This is a genomic window from Actinophytocola sp., assembly GCF_049647105.1.
In the GTDB taxonomy this organism is placed as follows: Bacteria; Actinomycetota; Actinomycetes; order Mycobacteriales; family Pseudonocardiaceae; genus Actinophytocola.
Window position 1 is genome coordinate 48,647 of sequence record NZ_JBARWZ010000151.1, and the last position, 20,493, is coordinate 69,139.

General features: G+C 70.9%; 22 protein-coding genes. 12 read left to right on the plus strand and 10 right to left on the minus strand.

Annotated elements, in window-relative coordinates; translation table 11 throughout:
• Nucleotides 1-36: 36 nt before the first annotated feature.
• Nucleotides 37-507: a GatB/YqeY domain-containing protein gene (locus WBA97_RS19010; RefSeq protein ID WP_424232190.1), complete on the plus strand. Its 471-nt coding sequence runs from the start codon at nucleotides 37-39 to the stop codon at nucleotides 505-507.
• Nucleotides 508-563: 56 nt separating this feature from the next.
• On the opposite strand, the gene WBA97_RS19015 is transcribed toward WBA97_RS19010, so the two are convergent.
• A complete protein-coding gene (locus WBA97_RS19015; RefSeq protein ID WP_424232191.1) occupies nucleotides 564-3,107 on the minus strand; it encodes a penicillin-binding protein in 2,544 nt (847 codons plus the stop codon).
• A 235-nt stretch (nucleotides 3,108-3,342) separates the two neighbouring features.
• Between WBA97_RS19015 and WBA97_RS19020 the strand changes: the two genes are divergently transcribed.
• The gene (locus WBA97_RS19020; protein ID WP_424232192.1) at nucleotides 3,343-3,660 is read left to right on the plus strand and encodes a WhiB family transcriptional regulator; all 318 of its coding nucleotides are present in this window, start codon (nucleotides 3,343-3,345) and stop codon (nucleotides 3,658-3,660) included.
• A 49-nt stretch (nucleotides 3,661-3,709) separates the two neighbouring features.
• Here the strand turns inward: WBA97_RS19020 and WBA97_RS19025 are convergent, their stop codons facing one another.
• From WBA97_RS19025 to WBA97_RS19035, 3 genes are read right to left on the minus strand one after another with little or no spacing between them, the layout of a single operon-like run.
• Nucleotides 3,710-4,846, minus strand: a complete 1,137-nt coding sequence (locus tag WBA97_RS19025) for an ArsA family ATPase (protein ID WP_424232193.1) — start codon at nucleotides 4,844-4,846, stop codon at nucleotides 3,710-3,712.
• Nucleotides 4,843-5,847: an ArsA-related P-loop ATPase gene (locus WBA97_RS19030; RefSeq protein WP_424232194.1), complete on the minus strand. Its 1,005-nt coding sequence runs from the start codon at nucleotides 5,845-5,847 to the stop codon at nucleotides 4,843-4,845. The genes WBA97_RS19025 and WBA97_RS19030 overlap by 4 nt, the downstream gene beginning before the upstream one ends.
• A gap of 46 nt (nucleotides 5,848-5,893) precedes the next feature.
• Nucleotides 5,894-6,145, minus strand: coding sequence for a hypothetical protein (locus tag WBA97_RS19035; RefSeq protein WP_424232195.1), 252 nt, complete (start codon nucleotides 6,143-6,145; stop codon nucleotides 5,894-5,896).
• 40 nt (nucleotides 6,146-6,185) lie between these two features.
• On the opposite strand from WBA97_RS19035, the gene WBA97_RS19040 reads away from it, so the two are divergent.
• The 4 genes from WBA97_RS19040 (at nucleotide 6,186) to WBA97_RS19055 (ending at nucleotide 9,102) form a co-directional block, all read left to right on the plus strand.
• Entirely contained in the window at nucleotides 6,186-6,341 is a 156-nt protein-coding gene (locus WBA97_RS19040; RefSeq protein ID WP_330838386.1) for a hypothetical protein, read from the plus strand.
• Nucleotides 6,338-6,796 carry a RidA family protein gene (locus tag WBA97_RS19045; protein WP_424232196.1) on the plus strand — a complete coding sequence of 153 codons (459 nt, stop codon included), beginning with the start codon at nucleotides 6,338-6,340 and terminating at the stop codon, nucleotides 6,794-6,796. The genes WBA97_RS19040 and WBA97_RS19045 overlap by 4 nt, the downstream gene beginning before the upstream one ends.
• Before the next feature lie 13 nt (nucleotides 6,797-6,809).
• Complete coding sequence (locus WBA97_RS19050; RefSeq protein WP_424232197.1) at nucleotides 6,810-7,427, plus strand: hypothetical protein; 618 nt, start codon at nucleotides 6,810-6,812, stop codon at nucleotides 7,425-7,427.
• A 112-nt stretch (nucleotides 7,428-7,539) separates the two neighbouring features.
• Nucleotides 7,540-9,102: a hypothetical protein gene (locus WBA97_RS19055; protein WP_424232198.1), complete on the plus strand. Its 1,563-nt coding sequence runs from the start codon at nucleotides 7,540-7,542 to the stop codon at nucleotides 9,100-9,102.
• Here WBA97_RS19055 and WBA97_RS19060 read toward each other — a convergent pair.
• Entirely contained in the window at nucleotides 9,084-9,977 is an 894-nt protein-coding gene (locus WBA97_RS19060; RefSeq protein WP_424232199.1) for a Gfo/Idh/MocA family protein, read from the minus strand. The genes WBA97_RS19055 and WBA97_RS19060 overlap by 19 nt on opposite strands.
• A 155-nt stretch (nucleotides 9,978-10,132) precedes the next feature.
• On the opposite strand from WBA97_RS19060, the gene WBA97_RS19065 reads away from it, so the two are divergent.
• Together WBA97_RS19065 and WBA97_RS19070 are read left to right on the plus strand one after the other, a co-directional pair.
• Entirely contained in the window at nucleotides 10,133-10,993 is an 861-nt protein-coding gene (locus WBA97_RS19065) for an NUDIX hydrolase (protein ID WP_424232221.1), read from the plus strand.
• Nucleotides 10,990-11,769, plus strand: coding sequence for an MBL fold metallo-hydrolase (locus WBA97_RS19070; protein ID WP_424232200.1), 780 nt, complete (start codon nucleotides 10,990-10,992; stop codon nucleotides 11,767-11,769). The genes WBA97_RS19065 and WBA97_RS19070 overlap by 4 nt, the downstream gene beginning before the upstream one ends.
• A 4-nt stretch (nucleotides 11,770-11,773) precedes the next feature.
• On the opposite strand, the gene dnaN is transcribed toward WBA97_RS19070, so the two are convergent.
• The 4 genes from dnaN to WBA97_RS19090 form a co-directional block, all read right to left on the minus strand.
• The gene (gene dnaN / locus WBA97_RS19075; protein WP_424232201.1) at nucleotides 11,774-12,865 is read right to left on the minus strand and encodes a DNA polymerase III subunit beta; all 1,092 of its coding nucleotides are present in this window, start codon (nucleotides 12,863-12,865) and stop codon (nucleotides 11,774-11,776) included.
• A 40-nt stretch (nucleotides 12,866-12,905) separates the two neighbouring features.
• The gene (locus WBA97_RS19080; protein WP_424232202.1) at nucleotides 12,906-14,138 is read right to left on the minus strand and encodes an MFS transporter; all 1,233 of its coding nucleotides are present in this window, start codon (nucleotides 14,136-14,138) and stop codon (nucleotides 12,906-12,908) included.
• A gap of 396 nt (nucleotides 14,139-14,534) precedes the next feature.
• Nucleotides 14,535-15,209, minus strand: coding sequence for a Crp/Fnr family transcriptional regulator (locus WBA97_RS19085; RefSeq protein WP_184811270.1), 675 nt, complete (start codon nucleotides 15,207-15,209; stop codon nucleotides 14,535-14,537).
• A gap of 119 nt (nucleotides 15,210-15,328) precedes the next feature.
• A complete protein-coding gene (locus WBA97_RS19090; RefSeq protein ID WP_424232203.1) occupies nucleotides 15,329-15,622 on the minus strand; it encodes a hypothetical protein in 294 nt (97 codons plus the stop codon).
• Nucleotides 15,623-15,826: 204 nt separating this feature from the next.
• On the opposite strand from WBA97_RS19090, the gene nth reads away from it, so the two are divergent.
• The 4 genes from nth to WBA97_RS19110 are packed head-to-tail and all read left to right on the plus strand — an operon-like array spanning nucleotide 15,827 to nucleotide 18,999.
• Nucleotides 15,827-16,537: an endonuclease III gene (nth, locus tag WBA97_RS19095; protein WP_424232204.1), complete on the plus strand. Its 711-nt coding sequence runs from the start codon at nucleotides 15,827-15,829 to the stop codon at nucleotides 16,535-16,537.
• Nucleotides 16,538-17,125, plus strand: a complete 588-nt coding sequence (locus tag WBA97_RS19100; protein ID WP_424232205.1) for a redoxin domain-containing protein — start codon at nucleotides 16,538-16,540, stop codon at nucleotides 17,123-17,125. It begins immediately after the preceding gene.
• A complete protein-coding gene (locus WBA97_RS19105) occupies nucleotides 17,118-17,810 on the plus strand; it encodes an NUDIX hydrolase (RefSeq protein WP_424232206.1) in 693 nt (230 codons plus the stop codon). Before WBA97_RS19100 ends, WBA97_RS19105 begins: the two co-directional genes overlap by 8 nt.
• Before the next feature lie 4 nt (nucleotides 17,811-17,814).
• Nucleotides 17,815-18,999 carry a MarP family serine protease gene (locus WBA97_RS19110; RefSeq protein ID WP_424232207.1) on the plus strand — a complete coding sequence of 395 codons (1,185 nt, stop codon included), beginning with the start codon at nucleotides 17,815-17,817 and terminating at the stop codon, nucleotides 18,997-18,999.
• 15 nt (nucleotides 19,000-19,014) lie between these two features.
• Here WBA97_RS19110 and WBA97_RS19115 read toward each other — a convergent pair whose 3' ends face one another.
• On the minus strand, nucleotides 19,015-20,403 hold the full coding sequence (locus WBA97_RS19115) for an alpha/beta fold hydrolase (protein ID WP_424232208.1): 1,389 nt from the start codon (nucleotides 20,401-20,403) through the stop codon (nucleotides 19,015-19,017).
• Nucleotides 20,404-20,493: the final 90 nt, after the last annotated feature.

The window sequence follows — 20,493 nt, forward strand, 5'->3', positions numbered from 1 at the left end:
TGAGCGGGATCCCGGCTGACCAGTAGTGTTCGCGTCATGGCTGACCTCAAGGCACGGCTGCGGACGGACCTGGCCGCGGCCATCAAGTCCCGGGAGACGACCCGTATGGCGGCGTTGCGCATGGCGCTCACGTCGATCACGACGGAGGAGGTGGCCGGGGACGAGGCCCGCGAGCTTTCTGACGCCGAGGTGGAGACGGTGCTGACCCGCGAGGTGAAGAAGCGCCGCGAGGCCGCCGAGGCGTTCGCGGGCGCGGGTCGCGTTGAGCAGGCACAGGCGGAGCGGGACGAGGCCGCGGTGCTGATCGACTACCTGCCGAAGCAGCTGTCGGACGACGAGCTGTCGGCGCTGGTCGCGGACGCGGTGGCCGAGGTGACCGAACAGCTGGGTGAGGCGCCCGGCCAACGCCAGATGGGTCAGGTGATGAAGGCCGCGAACACGAAGGTGGCCGGCCGCGCCGAGGGTGGCCGGGTGGCGACGGCCGTGAAGGCCCGCCTGCGGAGCTGACCAGACGAAAGAGGCCGGGGCCCAGTGAGATCGCTGGGCCCCGGCCTCTTTGCGGGTCAGCCGCCGCCGGGTCTGCCGCCCGGCGGGTTGCCGCCGCCGGGACCCGGGGGTCCGCCGCCACCACTCGGTGGCGGGGTGCCCCCGCTGGGTGGCGGTGGCCCACCGCTCGGCGGCGGGGCGGGTTGCTCGGTCTGGGCGGGCGGGACGTAGCCGGTGCTCACGTAGATCGTGATGGTGGCGCCGGGGATCGTCGCGCCGCGTGGGCTCTGGTTGACGACCGTGCCCTTCGGGTCGGAGCGGTTGGTCCGCTTGACCGCCACCTTGTAGCCGGCTTGTTGCAGTGTCGCCATGGCGTCGCCCTCGCTGCTGCCGACGACGTTCGGCACGCGGCTCTCCGGTCCGCCGTCGAGGTAGCGGGGGTCGCCGGGTGGCAGCGGCACGGCCGGTGCGTCGCCGTGGATCTGGCCCATGGCCTCGAACCACGTTCTCGCCGGGGCCCGGCCGCCGAAGATGGATCCGCTGCCGCACAGGCGTGGGGGCACGCCCGACGCCTGCCCGTCACAGATCGGCCTCGGTCTCGGTCCGTCGTTGAAGGTCATCGTCGACGCCGCCAGCTGCGGGGTGGCGCCGACGAACGCGGCCGACTTGTAGTCCTGCGTCGTGCCGGTCTTGCCGAGCATCGGGCGGGTCCAGCCGAACGACCGCGCGGCACCCGCCGATGTGCCGCTTCCGGTGTCGTCCTTGCTCATGCCCTGCGCGAGCGAGTTCGCGAGCGGCTCGGCGACGGCCTGCTCGCACGGCTCCTCGTACTTGGTGATGTCGAGCTTCTTGCCGTTGCGGTCCAGCACCTCGACCAGCGGCGTCGGCGGGCACCACACGCCACCGCTCATGATCGTCGCCGCGACGTTCGACATCTCCAGCGTGCTCACCGGCGCCGGGCTGAGAGTGAACGACGCGCGCCCGGGGTAGCCGTTGGGCCTGGGCCGGAAGTACTGGTTCTGCGTCTGGGTTTCCTCTTCGCGGCTCCCGGCGGGGTCCGGCGTCTTGCCGTTCATGTTGGTCGCCATGGTCTCGCGCAGGCCGAGCCTGCTCGCCATGTCGACCACCAGGTCCATGCCGATCGTCTCTTCCAGGATCACGAACCCGGTGTTCGGCGACGTCGCGAGCGCTTGCTGCAGCGTCATCTGCTTCGGGTAGCCCTCGCTGGCGTTCGACAGGCAGTACTTGCGGTTGTCACCGTCGTTCGGCGCGTCGGTGCGGGGGCACTTCTTGGCGCCACCGCTGAACGTGTTCGACGTGTGGGAGCTCGGCGTCTGGATGACGTGGTTGATGCCACCGCCCTTCTCCAGGTACGCGGCCGCGGTGAAGATCTTGTACGTCGACCCGGCGCCGAACTTGTTCATCACGCCGTACGGGTAGGAGATGGTGGTCTGGCCCGCGTCGCCGTTGAGGCCGTAGTCGCGGTTGGCGACGAGCGCGACCACCTCGTGTCTGGTCTTGCCTGGCCGGACGATCGACATCGTGTTGGCGATGCCCTCGGTGCTCTTCGGTACCTGGTGCTCGACGGCGGCCTTCGCGATCTGCGTGGCCCGCGCGTCGAACGTGGTCTTGATCGTGTACCCGCCGGAGTACAACTGGTCCTCGGAGAACATCCCGATCTTCAACAGGTAGTCCTCGACGTACTGGCAGAAGAAGCCGTACTTCGGGCCCGCGCCGACGCAGTTGGCCGGCGGACGGTCCGGTCCGTTCGGCTGGACGCCGAGCGGCTCCTTCTTCGCCGCCTCCGCGTCCTCCTTGGACAGCCGGTTCGTCTCGACCATCGTGTCGATCACCCGGTTGCGCCGCTTCAGGGTCTGGTCGGCGCGCTTCCACGGGTTGTAGAGGCTCGGGTTGTTGACCATCCCGGCGAGCATCGCGGACTGGCTGACCGTCAGCTTGTCCGGCGTCGTGTGGAAGTAGGCGTGCGCGGCCGCGCCGACGCCGAACACCCGGTCGGTGAACTCGACGACGTTGAGGTAGCCGGTCAGGATCTCCTCTTTGGACATCTTCTGCTCGAGCTGGATCGAGAGGCGCGCCTCGCGCAGCTTGCGGGTGATGCTCTGCTCCTGCGCCCGCTGCCGCCCGATCTCCTTCTCCGGGTCCTCCTCGGCACCCTCCTGGTCCCGGTAGACCACGTTGATCAGGTAGTTCTTGACGTACTGCTGTGTGAGCGTCGACGCGCCCTGCGTGTCACTCGACGACGAGTTGCTGATCGCGGCACGGATGGTGCCCTTCCAGTCCACGCCGTGGTGCTCGTAGAAGCGGCGGTCCTCGATCGAGATCACCGCCGCCTTCATGATCGGCGAGATCTGGCCGGAGGTCACCGGCAACCGGTACTGGTTGTAGAGGTAGGCGATGTCGTTGCCCTGCGAGTCCGTGATCCGCGTGATCAGCGGTGGATCGGTGGCGACGAGATCCGCGGAGACACTGTCGATCGTGTCGCTCGCGCGGTTGGACGCCACGCCAAGGGCGCCGACGACGGGGAAGAGCATTCCCGCCATCAGGACACCGGCCAGCAGGCACAGGCCGAACATCTTCAGCAGACCGTCTCCGACTCGCACGGGGGCCAGCGTACGCGGGATCCAAATGCCCCTCTGTTACCCGACGGAGTTATTGACTTTCTGTAACGCCTGTGCACCCGGTCGTTCTCATGGGAACCGGTGGGCCCTAGAGTCCGTCAACGTCTCAAACGACATGAGCCGGGCAGGGCGACCACAAAGGTGGCCGGCCGCTGGCACCCCGGGGCCGAAGGGGGGACCCGGGGGATGAGGTCGAGACGAGGTAGGGGCGGGGGTTATGCAGCAGATGGAACACATGGAACAGGCCGACTGGCGAGTCAACGCGTCGTGCCGCAACGAGGACCCGGACGGGCTGTTCGTCCGCGGCAAGGAGCAGCGCAAGGCCAAGCTGGTGTGCATCGCGTGCCCGGTGCGCACGGAGTGTCTCGCCGAGGCACTGGACGGCCGGATCGAGTTCGGCGTCTGGGGCGGGATGACTGAGCGTGAGCGACGGGCTCTACTCCGTCGCCGCCCGGACGTCACGTCCTGGCACGAACTGCTGACCGAGGCCAAGCGCCAGCACTCCGACGAAGACGAGGATGTCCGCGTCGGCTAGATCCAGCCCAGGACACGGCGGCACACTGCCGCCGGTCCTGGCGGGTCTCCTAATCCCGGGGCGGCGAACCAGCCAGCTGCTCGCCGATGGTGCGCAGGCCCGACAGGTCGTGTACGTCCGACGGCATGGCGGGCACGCTGACCGATGGCACGCTCGGGTGCGCCTTGGTGAACCTGGCCAGCAGCCTGCGTTCGCGCAGCCGGACGGCCACCCGGTCCGCGTGCAGGCGGAGCACCGCGGCCGCGAGCGGCGACTCGCCCTTCGCGTCGAGCCCGTCGGCGGCCGCGATCGCCTTGGCGGCGGGCAGCTGCGCCAGCACCGGGTGCGTCCGGTTGATCACGAGCCCGGCGAGCGGCATCGACTCGGACGCCAGCCGCTCCACGAAGTAGCTCGCCTCCCGCAGCGCGTCCGGCTCCGGCGAGGCCACCACCACGAACGACGTGCCCGACGAGCGCAGCAGCTCGTAGGTCTTGCGGGCCCGCTGCTTGAAACCACCGAACATGGAGTCGAAGGCCTGCACGAACGCCGACGCGTCGGCCAGCAGCTGCCCGCCCACGATGGTCGACACGGCCTTCGCGAACAGCATCACCCCGGCGCCGACGACCTTGCGGATGCCCCAGCCGCCACCGCGGGCGGGCCCGGACAGCAGGCGGATCATCCGGCCGTCCAGCGCGGAGGACATGCGCTGCGGCGCGTCGAGGAAGTCCAGCGCTGACCGGCTCGGCGGGGTGTCGACGATGATCAGGTCCCATCGGCCCTCGTTCGCGAGCTGGCCCAGCTTCTCCATCGCCATGTACTCCTGCGTGCCGGAGAACGACGTGGAGATCGTCTTGTAGAACGGGTTGGCGAGCACCTCCTGCGCCCGCTTCTCACCCGCGTGCCCCAGCACCATGTCGTCGAAGGTGCGGCGCATGTCGAGCATCATCGCCGAGAGCTGGCCGGACGGCTCGAACCCGTCGACCTCCACCTCTCTCGGGGTGTTGCCCAGCTCGCGCAGCCCGAGCGCCTGCGCGAGGCGTCGCGCCGGGTCGATGGTCAGCACCACGGTCTTGCGGCCGCGTTCCGCGGCACGCACCGCGATGGCCGCGGCCGTGGTGGTCTTGCCGACGCCACCGGAGCCGCAGCAGACGATCACCTGGATGTCAGGGTTGTCGATCAGCGAGTCGACGTCGAGCCGCTCGGTCATCGCACCCCCTGCTCGACCATGGTCTCGGCCAGCTCGTACAGCGCGGCGGTGTCGACGCCATCGTTGATGTCGGGCAGCTCGACGGCGGGCAGGTCCACCTCGGCGATCTGTTCGCGGGCGTTCTGCTCGGCCAGCACCCGGATCGCGTGCTCGACGGTCTCCCCGACCAGGCCGTCCAGGTCCTCCTCGGACAGGTCCAGCCCGGCGGAGGTGAGCCCGTTGCGGACCCGGGACGCGTCGACGCGGCCACCCGCGGCGGGTGTCACGGAACGGGTGGGCAGGCGGGGCGGGCGCACCCGGTTGAGGAACACCACCCCCGGCCGCAGGTCCGCGCCGTCCAGCTCGGTGATCGCCTCGATGGTCTCGCGGACCGGCATCTCCTCGAGCAGCGTGACCAGGTGCACCGCGGTGTCGCCGGAGTGCAGCAGCCGGACCACACCATCGCTCTGGCCCTTGATCGGGCCGACCTTCGCCAGCTCCGCCATGGCCTTGGTGACGTCGAGGAACTTCACGATCCGGCCGGTCGGCGGCGCGTCCAGCACCACCGCGTCGTACCTGTGCCGCCCGTTCTCGTCGGTGCGGCCGACGGTCTCCTTGACCTTGCCGGTCAGCAGCACGTCCCGCAGGCCGGGCGCGAGGGTGGTGGCGAACTCGATCGCGCCCATCCTGCGCAGCGTCCGGCCCGCGAAGCCCAGGTTGTAGAACATCGCGAAGTACTCGAGCAGCGCCTCTTCCGCGTCCACGTGCAGTGCGCGGACCTCGCCGCCGCCCGGCGCGGACGCGATCCTGCGCTCCTCGTAGGGCAGCGGGTTGGTGTCGAACAGCTGGGCGATGCCCTGGCGGCCCTCGACCTCGATCAGCAGCACCCGGCGCCCGCCCGTGGCCAGCGCGAGCGCCAGCGCGGCGGCGATCGTGGTCTTGCCGGTGCCACCCTTGCCCGTGACCACGTGCAGCCGCGCCCGTGCGACCTGGTCGGTCCAACCGACAACGGGAGTGCTCACGTTTTCAGGGTAAGTGGACGGATACGACCAGCGCTCACGAACCGGCTCAACTAGCGAGCATCATCACGGTCACGGCGCCGCCGACCACGACCACGACGCCCCACGCGATGCCGGCGGGCAGCACGAGCAGCACCAGCCCGACCAGGATCACGAGGACCACGAGCGAGATCGCCCCGGCCACCGCGACGTCGGCGCCGGTCGCGCCGCGCCGCTCGCGCACCTTCGCCATCGTGAGCAGCATCAGCACGATCCCGGCCACCGCCAGCAGTGCGCCCGCTATCAGCCGCCAACCCTCCACGCGGCACACCGTACCGGGGTGGCGGCTAGAGTCGCGGACCATGACCAAGTGGGAGTACGCCACGGTGCCGCTGCTGATCCACGCGACCAAGCAGATCCTCGACCAGTGGGGCGAGGACGGCTGGGAGCTCGTCACCGTCCTGCCAGGGCCGACCGGGGAACAGATGGTTGCCTATCTGAAGCGGCCCAAGTCGTGACCTGGTCGGGCCGCCTCGGGAGCCTGGGCATCGAGCTGCCGCCGGTGCCTGCGCCCGCGGGCGCCTACGTGCCCGCGGTCCGGTCCGGCAACCTCGTGTTCACGGCGGGCCAGGTGCCGTTCGTCGACGGGAAGATCGCCGCGACCGGCAAGGTCGGCCGCGAGATCAGCCCCGAGGAGGCCAAGGCGCACGCCCGCACGTGCGCGCTGAACGCGCTGGCCGCCGTCGACCAGCTGGTCGGCATCGACAAGGTGTCGCGGGTCGTCAAGGTCGTCGGGTTCGTCGCTTCCGCGGAGGGCTTCACCGGCCAGCCCGCGGTCCTCAACGGTGCGTCCGAGCTGCTCGGCGAGGTGTTCGGGGACGCGGGGCAGCACGTCCGGTCCGCGGTCGGGGTCGCCGAGCTGCCGCTCGGCGTGCCGGTCGAGGTGGAGCTGACGGTGGAGATCGGCTTTTAGGGGAGAGAGCGTCATGACCGAGGTGGACGAGCGCGACGAAGCGTGTCACGAACTGCTGCTCCGGTTCGCCGGGCGGCTGCCCGACCGTCAGCTGTGGCGGCTGCGTGACTGGCTCGCGGGTGGCGCCATCGACGCGCTGGCCCGCGCGCTGCCGCTGACGTTGCTCAGAGAACGTGTCGCGATCACAGCGCGTGAATCCATGCTGCTCAACGCGGCCCTGCTCGATGCCGGAGCGGACGCGGGACGGCTTCACGCCGTGCCCTGGGTGGACCAAATCGACGAAGTCGACTACACATTCACCACGGAGTCGCCCGATCGGGTGAATTCGGGGGACTCCGACGCAGTAGTGCTCGGGGCGGTACTCCATGGTCGCCCCGAGTTGGTCGACGTGCGTGGGAGCTGGCGACGGCACCGATCAGGGGTGGGACCGGCCACCAGGATCGTGCTCGTCACGGCATCGACGGGCTGCGCTCGGTTGACCGGGGAGCTGCAGCGCGTGCTGCGTGCTCTTGGTACGCACGAGCCGGGCGTCGAGGTCATGCCGGAGGGCATCGACCTCCCGCCCTATCACCGTGCGGCACTGGCGGCTTCCGAGCCGCTGCTGCCCGGGGTGATCGTGCACCAGGGGTGAGCCTGCTCCCCAGCACAAGCCGTCGATGCCGACGAGAGCTGGGAAGGAGCCGACCTTGACACAGGTCGCGCGGGGGGTAGGACCAGGTGGGGCGAACCGTCCAGGTATCGCGTTGCCGATCCGGATACATGATCTGCTGCTGGCGCTCGCGGGGCGGCTCGACGACGACGCACTGGCGGACGCGCGCCAGATGGTGGCGTCCGCCGAGCTGGACCGGTCGCTCGAGTTCCTGGCCGGGTGCCTGGCGGCCGGCCGGATCGTGCTGACCCGGGATCAGCACACGGAGCTGGAGTCGCTGTTCGCCGACATGTACCTAGACCCGTCGGTCATCGACCGGGTGATGGTCACCGACCACGTCGAGGCGGGCAGACACCGGTTCGCGTTCGGTGCCGTCGACGGCCGCGACCCGGAACGGGGGGTCGCCGACGCGGTGCGCCCGGTGCTCGGGGTGCTGCCGGACGTGCGGTCGATGTGGTGCGTGTGGCGCCTGACCCCGGCAGGACCGGCGTCCGGCGCCGTCCCACGTCTGCTGGTGCTGGTGGGCATCGGTCCCGGCGGTTTCCCGCCCGCGACCGCCTACCGCGTCGAGGAGGCGCTGCGGCGCGCCGGTATCCGAGCGTCGGTCGAGGTCCTCATGGATGGCGTCGAACCCGGCGACTACCACCGGGAGGCGATGCGGAGCGCGCGACAGGTCCCTTTTGACGGTCTCGGCTCCACCCTCCCGAGGGTGGAGCCGGCATACGAGGCACCCCGGATCGAGTCGGCACGTACCCGCGTCGAGTCGGCCAGGGTCGAGCCGCCGAGGATGTCGGCGGTGCCGGAGCCGTCGAGGATCGAGTCGTCCCGCGTCGAGCCGCCACGGCTGACGGCGGCGCCCGAGCTGCCGCGCCGCCCCGAACCGGCCCCGGAACCGCCGCGGCTGTCCGCGGTCCAGCCGGAGCCGCCGAGGGTGGCCGCCGTGCGGCCGGAGACCTCGCGCAGGGACTCGCTGGCGCACGACGTGCCGCGGATCGACTCGCCGCACGTGGAGATCCCGGTCCGCAAGGACCCGCCGTTCAGTGATCAGTCCGTGTTCACCGAGCCGCATCAGGAGGGTCCGCACGTCGACCCGCCGACGATGATGACCCCGGCGGCGGGTGGCATCGAGGCCAAGGAGCCGCCACGCGTCGATGCGGTGCGCAGCGACCCGTTCGAGCCGCCGGTGCCGCAGCCCGCGTCGCAGTTCGAGCAGGAGCGTCTTCCGGAGGACGCGCAGCCCATGCCGGTCCAGCCGCCGTCCGCGCTGCACGAGGAGGCCCGCACGAACTCCCGGCCTTCGCCGACCCCGCGCCGCCGCGCCGAGCCGCCGAAGGACGAGCAGCCGCAGGAGCCGCCGTCCCGCCCCCGGCTCGCGCCGGCGAACGGGGTCGACAAGCACTCGCAGGCGTTCGTCGACGACGTCCTCAGCACGCAGGAGCGCAACCTGCTGCGTGAGCTGCAGGACGAGCTGGCCAGGCGCGAGCAGCAGGACCCGCCGCCGCAGAGCACCGCGTCATGGCACGTCGACAGGTCCGGCCGACACGGCAAGCCCGCCTCGGCGGCCCCGTTCGACCACCCGAACCAGACGACGGGCCCGATGATCATCAACGGGATGCCGCCGCACTCCGACAACCGGGGTTACCCGCCGGCCAACTGATCGGTGACGCGGCCGAGCAGCCGCTGGAGGTGCAGCCCGCGCCGCACGTCCAGCGGGTGCTCGGCCGTTCCGCTCTCGACGAGACGCACGAAGTCGTCGAGCAGCACCGCGTAGCGAGCAGGCGCGTCCCCACTGGCGTCGAACGCGAGGAACCCGCGCGGCCCGTGCACGGCGAAGTCGGTGATGGCGGGCTGCGTCGGCGTGTGCATCGACAGCGTCGCCGTGCTCACGCGCCCGTTCTCGTGGCCAAGCATGACGTGCCAGACCCCGTGCTCGGTGAACCGCGCCTGCTCGATGTCCGCGACGGGCCCCAACGCGGCGTCGAGAAGGTCGAACACGTGCGGCCCGATGTCGGCGAGCGCCCCGCCGTCGTGGCGCCACTGTGACCGCTCGTACCTGGTCTCCAGCAGCGTGCCGGAGAACCAGCGGGCGAGCCCGCCATCCCACTCGCCGACCCGGTGCACCTCGTCGAGCCACCGCCGGGTCCCGGGGTCGTACCGGAAGGTGAGCATCATGATCGAGGTGACCCCGGCCTGCTCGACAGCGGCCGCGAGCACCTCGGCGTCACCGGCGGAAGACGCGACGGGCTTCTCGAGCACGAGGTGCTTCCCGGCCCGCGCCGCCCGCGCGGCCAACGGCGCCTGCACGGCGGGCGGCACCGCGAACGCGACCGCGTCGACGTGCCGAAGGAAGTCGTCGAAGTCGCCGAACGGCGTGGCCCCGCCGAGCGCCGCGACCTCGGCAGCCGCCTCGGGCCGCCGGGCCCACGTCGCGACCAGCTCGGTCCGCGGATGAGCCACGATCCCGGGCCCGTGCACCTTGTGCGCCCACGGCCCAGCCCCGACAAGCCCCATCCGCAGCACGTCTTCACTCATGAGCCCATCCTGCCGCGCGAGCCGCCCCACCGACGCACCGGCGGCCCGCGGTGAGCCTCGGATCGGCCGCTCGTGTTGCGGGGCCGTGCGTGGCCTGCGCCTCAACATGGGCCTGCGTGGCCACATGGTCGAAGTAGGCTCCCTCTGTGCGTGAGCTGCCCAAGGAGTTGACCCTGCCGTCCGGGCTGGTGCCCCCGGAGCCACCCGATCCGCCGGTCACGCCCAAGGACGCGGCCACCGTGATGCTCGTGCGGGACACGGCCGCCGGCCTCGAGGTGTTCCTGCAGCGGCGGGTCCGGGGGATGGCGTTCGCCGGTGGGATGACCGTCTTTCCCGGTGGTGGCGTCGACCGGCGGGACGCCGACACCTCGATCGCCTGGCACGGGCCCGCGCCCGAGTGGTGGGCCGAGCGGTTCTTCTGCGACGTGGGGCTCGCGCGGGCACTCGTGTGCGCTGCCGTGCGTGAGACGTTCGAGGAGTCCGGGGTGCTGCTCGCCGGGCCAGACGGGCACAGCGTCGTCGCCGACGCGCGGCCGTTCGCGGGCGCGCGGGAGCAGCTCGTGAACCGGGAGCTGTCGCTCGCCGGGTTCCTCGCCGAGGCCGGGCTCGTGCTGCGGGCCGACCTGCTGCGGCCGTGGGCCAACTGGCTGACGCCAGAGCAGGAGACCCGGCGGTTCGACACGCGGTTCTTCCTCGCGCGCCTGCCAGAGGGGCAGCGCGCCGATGGCGACACCTCCGAAGCCCAGGACACGCGCTGGCAGCGCCCCGGTGACGCGCTCGACGACTGGAAAGCGGGCCGGGACGGGCTGCTGCCGCCGACCTGGACCACGCTCGCCCAGCTGGAGGAGTGCGCGACCGTCGCCAGAGCCATGGCCGTCGAACGCGAGATCACCGTGCTCATGCCCAAGGTGGCCCGCGACGGCGACACCCTGCGCGTCGTCCTGCCCGGCGACCCGCTGTACGACGACTCGCCCGCGCACCTCGACGCACGCCCAGATGACCGGATCGGCGGATGACCGGGCACCCGGCGTACGGCGAGCTGCGGAAGGTCACCGACACCGCCGCCGTCATGCTCGAGGACAACCCGGGCGCGATGACGCTCGAGGGCACGAACACGTGGCTGCTGCGGGCCCCCGGCTCGTCGGCGTGCGTCGTGGTCGACCCCGGTTACGAGGACGAGGCGCACCTGACCCGGGTCGCCGAGGCGGCGGGCGAGGTCGCGTTGATCCTGGTGACCCACCATCACCCGGACCACGTGCAGGGCGCACCATGGCTCGCGCGCCGCGTCGGCGCGCCGATCCGCGCGTTCGACCCGTCGCTGTGCGCGGACGCGCCCGCCCTCACCGACGACGAGGTCGTCGACGCCGCCGGGCTGTCGATCCGCGTGCAGCACACCCCCGGCCACACCGACGACTCGGTGTGCCTGGCCGTCGAGGGCGCGCTGCTCACCGGTGATTCGGTGCTCGGCCGCGGGACGACGGTGATCTCCAACCTCGGCGCGTACATGGGCTCGCTCCGCCGCCTGCTGGCGGTGCCGCCCGGCACCGTCGCGCTGCCGGGCCACGGCCCGGAGCTGCCGGACGTCGCCACGACCGCGCGCGAGTACCTCGGTCACCGCGAGTCGCGGCTCGACCAGGTGCGCGAGGCACTGCGCGAACTCGGCCCCGGTGCCACCGCCCGCCAGGTCGTCGAACACGTCTACCGCGACGTGGACGAGTCGCTGTGGGGCCCGGCCGAGTGGTCGGTCCGGGCCCAGCTCGACTACCTCTTCACCACCGACGAGCGGTTCTGACCGTCTACTTGGGCGGCAGCATAGGCATCACCACATAGCGGACTGTCGGTTCCATCGGCTCCACGGCCGAGAAGACGGTGGCGCGCATGCCGGGCTGGATCTCCATCCGGACCTGCCTGCCGGAGAAGCAGCGAAGCGCGTCGGTGAGGAAGCGGAACTGGTAGGCCTGGCCGGTGCGCCCACCGTCCACACCCGCCTTCACCGACTCCTCCGCCTCGCCCGCCTTCGTGTCCGCGCCACGCAGGCGGATCTCACCCTCGCCGATCTCCACCAGCAGGACGCCGCGCGCGTCCGTGTAGAGGCCGACCCGGCGGACCGCACCCGCCAGCGCGTCGGCGTCCGTGGTGACGACCGTGTCCACGTCCGACAGGTGGATCTTCGACTCGTGCAGGAACGAGCCGTCGAGCACCGCGGTCGTGGCCAGGGCGCCGTGCCAGCCGAGGCCGAACCGGTCGCGGTCGGCGTGCACCGTGACCTCGCCCGCCGGGAGCTGGCGCGCCAGCTCGGTCAGCAGGCTCGCCGGGACCAGCGCGTCGACCGTGCCCCGCGCGTGCCACGGCAGTGACGCGAGCGCCATCTGGTAGCGGTCGGTCGCGACCATGATCAGCCGGTCGCCCTCCGAGCGGACCCGGACTCCGGTGAACATGGGTAACGCGTCGTCCCGCGACGCCGCCAGCACGGCCGTGGCCAGCGCGGACGCGAACAAGGCTCCGTCGACCGTGCCCGCGACCGTCGGCGCGTCGCCGACGCCGGGGTGGACGTCCGCGTCCAGCAGCGGCAGCGCGTAGCGGGCACCCGGGGCCCGGATCGCCAGCTTCGAGCCCTCCACCACCAGCCGGACCTGCTCCTGCTCCAGCGCACGTAACGTGTCGGCCAGCGGCTTGGCAGGCACCAGCACCCGCCCCTCGGTGTGCACGACCGCGTCCCGGCGCACCCTGGCCGCCCGCTCCCGGTCGTTGGCCGCGAGCGATACGCCCTCGGCCGTCGCGGTCAGGAGCAGCCCGGACAGCACGGGGTCGATCAGCTTGCCGGGAACGAGCTTGACCAGCGCGGATGCGGCGCCGGCGAGTGCCGCGGTGGTGACGGTGACGTCCATGGCGAACAAGTTAGACCCGACCACCGACAATCGCCGCGGGTCAGCTCACGGCGACGAGTTCCGGCACGGGCGCGTGCTGCTCGACGACCGTGTGCCTGCGCGACATGACCAGCCCGGCGATCAGCAAGCCAGCGACACTGGCCGAGAGGAACGCCGACCACACGCCGACCTGCTCCACCAGGTAGCCGCTGGCCGACTGGCCCGCCGCGAGCCCGAGCGTCACCGACGTGACGATCCAGCCGAACGCCTCCGTGGCCGTGCCGTCCGGCGCGACCAGCTCGATCATGGTCGAGTGCGTCGTGGACTGCGGGGTGATCCACATGCCCGCGAACAGTGACAGCACCGCCAGCCAGAGCAGGCTCGACGTGGTCGCCAGCGGCGCGACGAACAGCGCGAACATGCCAAGCAGGAACGGCAGCCGCAGCCCCATCCGCTTCGGCCACGGGTGCGCCGCGAAGTACACGCCGAAGATCACCGAGGTCAGCGACCACGCGGCCAGCATGACGCCGCCGAGCGGCGCGTGGCCTGCGTTGGTCGCGGCGGCGGGGATGGCGACCTCGATGAACCCGACGGTGACGCCGAACCCGAGCGCGGCCAGCGCGACCGTGCGCATGCCGGGGGTGGCGAGGGCGCCGAGCAGGCGACCACCGCCGTTCTTCGTGGGTGCCACGGCGCGGACGGCGGCCGTGAGCCCGAAGCCGACGCCGCCGATCACCATGCACGCGGCACTGAACACGAGGCCCGTCCCTGCCCACGGCGCCGCGACCATGAGGCCGGCGAGCGCGGGGCCGAGGATGAAGAAGACCTCGAGGCTGATGGCCTCGTACGCGAACGCGGCGTGCCGGACCGGGCCTGCCGGGACCAGGTGTGTCCACAGTGCCCGGGACGCGGAGCCGACCATCGGTTCTGTGAAGCCGATGAGCCAGCCGAGCGCGACCAGCGCCGGGCCGGTCTGCCCGGACTCGATGGCGATGATGACGGCTGTGACGGTCGCCACGAACAGCGCAGAGGCGACCATGAGCGGCTTGGTCGGGCCGAGCCGGTCCATGATGCGTCCCTGCGCGACCGCGCCGATGGCGACGCCGACGAGCGAGCCAGCGGAGACGAAGCCGGCGATCGTGAACGAGCCCGTCTCCCGCTGCACGTACAGGAGTAAGGAGAGGCCGACCATCGCGATCGGCATCCTGGCCAGCAAAGATGTGAGGACCGGCGCACGTGCGCCCGGTGTGGTCAGTGCGGCGCGGAAGTCGGCGAGATTGGCGGAGTGGGACACACGTACCAGTATGCCAAACTCTGGTACGCGCGTACCAATCAAATCCATTCGGTCACGGTTCGGTAACGACAGGGGATAGCGCACAACGGATGGGTATTCGAATCAGTCCTCGTTTTATATGACAGGTTCCCTTCCGCGGGCGGTAACGACCGGCAGCGGAAAGGTGTTCAAGTCCACAAGCTCCCTCCGGCAGACATGGGTCGGGGCCTAATGGTTCGGAGGGCGGGGAGCGTGGGCCGTCGGGGGATGGTTCGCGCAAAGCGAGGAGCCGGAGCGCCGCGTCGGGGGCGGTGCCCGGCTCCTTTGCTGTTCGCGGGCCGCTCAGGGTGTCCAGAAGGGTCACGAGCACGCGAAAGGGCCCGGCACCGTTTCGGTGCGGGCCCTTTCAGGCGTGACTCATCTGGCGCGGCGGGCCAGGCGCTCTGGGTCGAGGATCAGCACGCTCTTGCCTTCGAGGCGCAGCCAGCCGCGGTGCGCGAAGTCCGCGAGTGCCTTGTTGACCGTCTCGCGGGAGGCGCCGACGTACTGGGCGATCTCCTCCTGCGTGAGGTCGTGCATGACGCGCAGCAGGCCCGCCTCCTGGCTGCCGAAACGCTGCGCGAACTGCAGCAGCGCCTTGGCCACGCGGCCGGGCACGTCCGTGAAGATCAGGTCCGCCAGCATGCCGTTCGTCCGGCGCAGGCGGCGGGCGATGACGCGCAGGAGCTGCTCCGCGATCTCCGGGCGGGTCGCGATCCACTGGCGCAGCGCCGGGCGGTCCATCGTGCGGGCGACGACCTCGGTGACGGTCGTCGCGGTCGACGTGCGCGGGCCCGGGTCGAAAATGGACAGCTCGCCGAACATGTCGGCGGGGCCCATGATGCCCAGCAGGTTCTCCCGGCCGTCGGGTGACTTGCGGCCGAGCTTCACCTTGCCCGACTGGATGATGTAAAGACGGTCGCCGGGCTCGCCCTCCGCGAAGATCACGTGCCCGCGCGGAAACTCAACGGTCTCCAGCGTCTGAGCGAGCGCTTCAGCGGCAGCCGGTTCGACACCCTGGAAGATGCCGGCCCTGGCAAGGGTCTCGTCCACCTGCGTCCCTCCCAATCAGCCTCGAGGCAGCGACCAGCGGCAACGGCGCCCTGATCACTAATTGGAAGTGTAGAGCGTGTGCGGTGGATCACCTCGCAGGGCGTACCACTGGTATGTCGTCAGCCGATCTTCTTGGGCAGGTCGGCCCTGGAGATGCGGATGGTCGGCGCGTTCATGACCTTCCTGGCGCGAGCGCTCGGCCTGCCCTTGCGGCGCAGCCGGAACAGCTCGAGCGCACGGCCGATGCCATGGCCGTACAGGGCCCGCACCTCGTCGGGGCGAGGGTTGTCGAGGAAGGCCTCGACCTCGTCCTCCTGCACGGCGACGTGCCTCAGCCGGGCCTCCACCCGCTCCATGAACAGGGCGAAGAACATCACGACGATCGGAACGGCGAACACGAACCAGACAGCCATAGTGTGTTGATCCTCGCTCAGGTCGGCTCGGGCAACGCGGACGCCGGGTCCGGCGCGTCCCTCACTTGGTGGACGTCCATGGCACGGATGAGGTTGTGCGGCGGCCCGTAGGCTAGCGGGGTGCCGCCCGCCACTCGACAGCTACCCCGTGCCGCGACCGCCAAAACTCCGCCGCCGACGAAGTTGGTCCGCCGCGCCCGGCGGATGACCAGAGTGCTGGCCGAGGCGTTCCCCGACGCGCACTGCGAACTCGACTTCACCAATCCGCTCGAGCTGGCCGTCGCCACGATCCTGTCCGCGCAGAGCACCGACGCGCGGGTCAACCTGACCACTCCGGCCCTGTTCAAGCGGTACCGGACGGCCGAGGACTACGCGGGCGCGGACCGGCTGGAGATGGAAGAGCTGATCCGGCCGACCGGCTTCTTCCGGAACAAGACGAACTCGCTGATCGGGCTCGGGACCGCGCTGGTGGAGCGGTTCGGCGGCGAGGTCCCGAACACGCTGGCGGACCTCGTCACACTGCCCGGCGTCGGCCGCAAGACCGCGAACGTCATCCTCGGCAACGCGTTCGGCATCCCCGGCATCACGGTCGACACGCACTTCGGCCGCCTGGTCCGCCGCTGGGAGTGGACCGAGGAGGAGGACCCGGTCAAGGTCGAGCACGAGATCGGCGAGCTGGTCCCCAAGAAGGACTGGACGATGCTCTCCCACTGGGTGATCTTCCACGGCCGCCGGGTGTGCCACGCGCGCAAGCCCGCGTGCGGTGCGTGCGTGCTCGCCAAGGACTGCCCGTCGTTCGGCACCGGGCCGACCGGGTTGGAGGAGGCGGCCAAGCTGGTCAAGGGGCCGGAGGCGCCGCAGCTCATCGACCTGGCCGAACGCGTCCGCAACGGGTACAAGCCGGGGCACGCGTAGATGGGGAACGGAGCGCGGTGGTCGATAGCGGCGGTGATCCTGATGATCGCCGGTGTGGTCGCCATCTGGCCGCGCTCCGAACCCGCTCCCGCACCGCCGAGGGACGCCACGCAGACCGCGCCGGACCTGTCGGAGGCACGCGCCAAGGCCGGGCTGCCCGCCTGCCCCGAAGGCGCGGAAGGCCCCGCTGACCTCCGGGGGATCACCGTCGAGTGCCTCGCGGACGGCGGCCCGCTCGACGTGGCCACCGCGCTCGGCGGTCGGGTGCTCGTCAACATGTGGGCCACCTGGTGCGAGCCGTGCAAGGCGGAGCTGCCGGTCCTCGCCGCGTACGCGGCCGAGCCGGACGCGATCCCCGTGGTCACCCTCGGCGTCGAGTCCCGGCCCGGTGACGCGCTCGAGCTGCTCACCGCGCTGAAGGTGCGGCTGCCGAGCCTGCTCGACGAGAACGGCATCACCAAGCAGAAACTGCACCCGATCGGTCTGCCCGCGTCGTACCTGGTGGACGACGGTGCGGTCACGCTGATCGAGAACCCTCGGGTGTTCACCTCGGTCGATCAGGTCAGGCAGGCAGTGGCGGATGGCTGAGCACGGACCGCTGGTCGACCCGGCGACGACTCCCGGATGGCTGCGCCCGGTCGTCGAGGCCAGCCGCGACCTCGACGCGCAGCTGTTCCGCCGCATCTCCCCGCCGGCAGAGGACGCCCGCGACGCCGCTGTGCTGATCCTGTTGGGCGAGCACGAGACCCGCGGCCCGGACGTGCTGTTGCAGTTACGGGCCAACGGCGGCGGCGCGCACTCCGGGCAGGTCGCGTTCCCCGGCGGCTCCAGTGAGCCAGAGGACGACGGCCCGGTCGGGACCGCGCTGCGTGAGGCCGTCGAGGAGACCGGGCTGGACCCGGCAGGCGTGCGGCCGGTCGCGCTGCTGCCTCAGCTGCACATCCCCGTGTCCCGTTTCCACGTCACGCCCGTGGTCGCGCACTGGGAGAAGCCGAGCCGAGTCTGGGCGGTCGACCCGGCGGAGAGCGCGGCCGTGGCCCGGGCGCCGATCGCTGACCTCGTCGATCCCGCGAACCGGTTCATGTGCCGCCATCCCTCCGGCTTTCTCGGTCCGGCGTTCGCCTTGCCAGGAATGCTTGTGTGGGGCTTTACTGCCGCACTGCTGACTCTGCTTCTCGAGCTCGGTGGCTGGGCCGAGCCGTGGAACGGTTCGGACATACGCGACCTTGACGCCGCTTGGCGTTCAGTTGGGCAGAGCGTCGGGGAGGTATGAACGGGTGAACTGGGTCGACCTTGTGGTGATCGTGCTTGCGATCCTGGCGGCGATCTCGGGGGCACGGCAGGGCGTGATCACCGCGCTGCCCGCGTTCATCGGGGTGTTGCTCGGCGCCATCGCGGGTATCAAGATCGCGCCGCTCGTGGTGAAGTACATCGAGTCGACGCCGACCAGGGTCGCCTTCGCCGTGGCGATCTTCGTGTTGCTGGTCGCACTGGGCGAGACGCTCGGTGTGTGGCTCGGCCGCAGTCTCCGCGAGAAGATCAGGTCACCGAAGCTCGCCGGGGTGGACAACGCGCTCGGTGCGATCGTGCAGGGCGCCGTGGTGTTCGTCGTGGCGTGGCTCATCGCGTTGCCGCTGGTCACCGTGGGTGGGTTACCGGACCTGGCGTCCGCCATCCGCAATTCGACCGTGCTCGGCGGCGTCGACAAGGTGATGCCGCAGGCCGCGCAGGACCTGCCGGACGAGCTGCGCCGGCTGCTCGACGTGTCCGGCTTCCCCGAGGTCGTCGACCCGTTCGACCGGACCCCGAACCGTGAGGTCGAGCCGCCCGACCCCGCGCTGCAGAACAGCGCGGTCGTGCAGAACGTGCGGCCGAGCATCCTGAAGATCCACGCACGCGCCCCGTCGTGCTCGCGGGCACTGGAGGGCAGCGGTTTCGTGATCGCGCCGGAGCGGATGATGACCAACGCGCACGTCGTCGCCGGCACGTCCGAGGTCGTGGTGGAGACCGACGAGGGTCAGCTGAACGCGCGGGTCGTGCTGTACGACCCGGACACCGACGTCGCGGTGCTGTCCGTGCCCGGCCTGACCGCGCCGGCGCTGCCGTTCGCGGACCAGCCCGCGACCTCCGGTCAGGACGGGATCGTGCTCGGCTACCCGCTCGACGGTCCGTACCGCGCGGCGCCTGCCCGCGTGCGTGACCAGATCACGTTGACCGGCCCGGACATCTACGACGCGCGGCAGGTGCGGCGCGAGGTGTTCACGCTGCGCGCGCTGGTGCAGAGCGGCAACTCGGGCGGCCCGCTGGTCGACACGCGGGGCCGCGTGATCGGCGTGATCTTCGGCGCAGCCACGGACCAGTCCGAGACCGGCTTCGCACTGACCGCCGCCGAGGTGGCGGAGGAGGTCGAAGCGGCCCCGGACCTGTCGCGTGAGGTGGCGACCGGCAACTGCGCCGCCTAGGGGCCGGGCCACCAGCTATTCCACGGTCGGCGGGGCCGCCGCGCAGTGCGTGCCCGGCCTCGGCATCTCCTTGTGCAGCACGTAGTTCGTGAAGACGGCGCGGGTGCAGTCCGTGCGGGCCATGACGCCGTGACCCCAGCCGTCGTAGGTGAGCAGGACGCTGTCGTCGAGCTGCCGGTTGACGTCCTTCGCCCACGCGTAACCCGTCGCCGGGTCGTGCAGCGAGTTCATGATCAGGATCGGCGGTGCGTCGTCGGTGTCGGTGCGGTGCTGCGGGTTCGGCACGTCCGATGGCCAGGCGGAGCACAGCGAAACGGCCGCCCATGCGAAGTGGGTGCGCATGGTCGGCGCGACCGCGTTCTGCTTGCGCCACAACGACAACCACTCGTCCTGCGAGGAGAACCGGAACCGGTGGTCGGTGCAGAACGCGGCGATCGGGAACGGTGTCGTCTCCTCGGCGGCACGCGTCGTGGTCGCGCCTTCGGACAGCTGCTTCAACCGCACGGCGAGGTCCGCCCAGTCCGGGCCGTAGAAATGGTCCAGGGTCAGCTGGGTCAGCGGGAGCGCGGGCATGGGCAGTTCACCACGCACCGCCTTGTCGTACAGGTCGCGATACACCTGACTTACGTCCTGGCCATGCAGCGCGCACGTTTCGTCGCTCGCGCACCACTTCGCGAACTCGGTGAACGCGTCCTCACCGGCCATGACCTGTGTCGTGAGGAACTGCTTCCGTGTGAGGCCGTGGTCGAAGACACTGTCCAGCACCATGCCGCGCACCCGGTGCGGGAAGTTCTCCGCATACATCTGACCCGCCAACGTGCCGTACGAACGGCCGTACAGCGTGACCTGCCGCTCGCCGAGCGCGGCACGCAGCGCGTCGATGTCGTGCGCGACGCTCACGTTGTCGACGTGGTCGAGCAGCGGGCCGGTGTGCTCGCGGCAGCTGTCGCCGAGTTCGCGGGCGTAGGACTGGATGTCCGCGAGCCGCGCACCCGCCTCCGGGATCACGTTCGGCAGGTTCGCGACCAGGTCCGCGTCGCACTCGACCGGGTTGCTGCGGTTGGTGCCACGCGGGTCGTAGCTGACGACGTCGAACCGCTCGGACACCGCTGGCGGCACGATGTTCCTGCCCAGCAACCGGTTCACGCCGGAGTCACCCGGCCCACCCGGCATGAACACGAGCGTGCCCTCACGTTTGCCTGTCGCCCGCGTGCGCGCCACCGCCACGCCGATCGTGCCCGCCGACGGGTGGGCGTAGTCGACCGGCACGGTGATCGTCGCGCACTCGACGGGATTTTCCGGCTCACACGGCCGCCAGTCGAGCCCCCTCGGCTCGGCGGTGGCGGTGCCGGCCGCGACGCCCGTCAGCAGCAGAGCGGCGAGCAGCACTGGACCACGCTTCATCGCGTTTCCTCCCCGGTGTGTGGATCCCCGGGAACCGAGTCTGCCGCCGCCGGATCACCGACGTCTCCGGGAGAACCCTGAGATGTCCCC

What these genes read in the sequence shown, in the direction of transcription:
- WBA97_RS19010 (WP_424232190.1), top strand. Translation starts at nt 37, where the DNA reads ATGGCTGACCTCAAGGCACGGCTGCGGACGGACCTGGCCGCGGCCATC.
- WBA97_RS19020 (WP_424232192.1), top strand. Translation starts at nt 3,343, where the DNA reads ATGCAGCAGATGGAACACATGGAACAGGCCGACTGGCGAGTCAACGCG.
- WBA97_RS19025 (WP_424232193.1), bottom strand. Translation starts at nt 4,846, where the DNA reads ATGACCGAGCGGCTCGACGTCGACTCGCTGATCGACAACCCTGACATC.
- WBA97_RS19040 (WP_330838386.1), top strand. Translation starts at nt 6,186, where the DNA reads ATGACCAAGTGGGAGTACGCCACGGTGCCGCTGCTGATCCACGCGACC.
- WBA97_RS19050 (WP_424232197.1), top strand. Translation starts at nt 6,810, where the DNA reads ATGACCGAGGTGGACGAGCGCGACGAAGCGTGTCACGAACTGCTGCTC.
- WBA97_RS19060 (WP_424232199.1), bottom strand. Translation starts at nt 9,977, where the DNA reads ATGAGTGAAGACGTGCTGCGGATGGGGCTTGTCGGGGCTGGGCCGTGG.
- WBA97_RS19070 (WP_424232200.1), top strand. Translation starts at nt 10,990, where the DNA reads ATGACCGGGCACCCGGCGTACGGCGAGCTGCGGAAGGTCACCGACACC.
- dnaN (WP_424232201.1), bottom strand. Translation starts at nt 12,865, where the DNA reads ATGGACGTCACCGTCACCACCGCGGCACTCGCCGGCGCCGCATCCGCG.
- WBA97_RS19090 (WP_424232203.1), bottom strand. Translation starts at nt 15,622, where the DNA reads ATGGCTGTCTGGTTCGTGTTCGCCGTTCCGATCGTCGTGATGTTCTTC.
- nth (WP_424232204.1), top strand. Translation starts at nt 15,827, where the DNA reads ATGACCAGAGTGCTGGCCGAGGCGTTCCCCGACGCGCACTGCGAACTC.
- WBA97_RS19100 (WP_424232205.1), top strand. Translation starts at nt 16,538, where the DNA reads ATGGGGAACGGAGCGCGGTGGTCGATAGCGGCGGTGATCCTGATGATC.
- WBA97_RS19105 (WP_424232206.1), top strand. Translation starts at nt 17,118, where the DNA reads ATGGCTGAGCACGGACCGCTGGTCGACCCGGCGACGACTCCCGGATGG.
- WBA97_RS19115 (WP_424232208.1), bottom strand. Translation starts at nt 20,403, where the DNA reads ATGAAGCGTGGTCCAGTGCTGCTCGCCGCTCTGCTGCTGACGGGCGTC.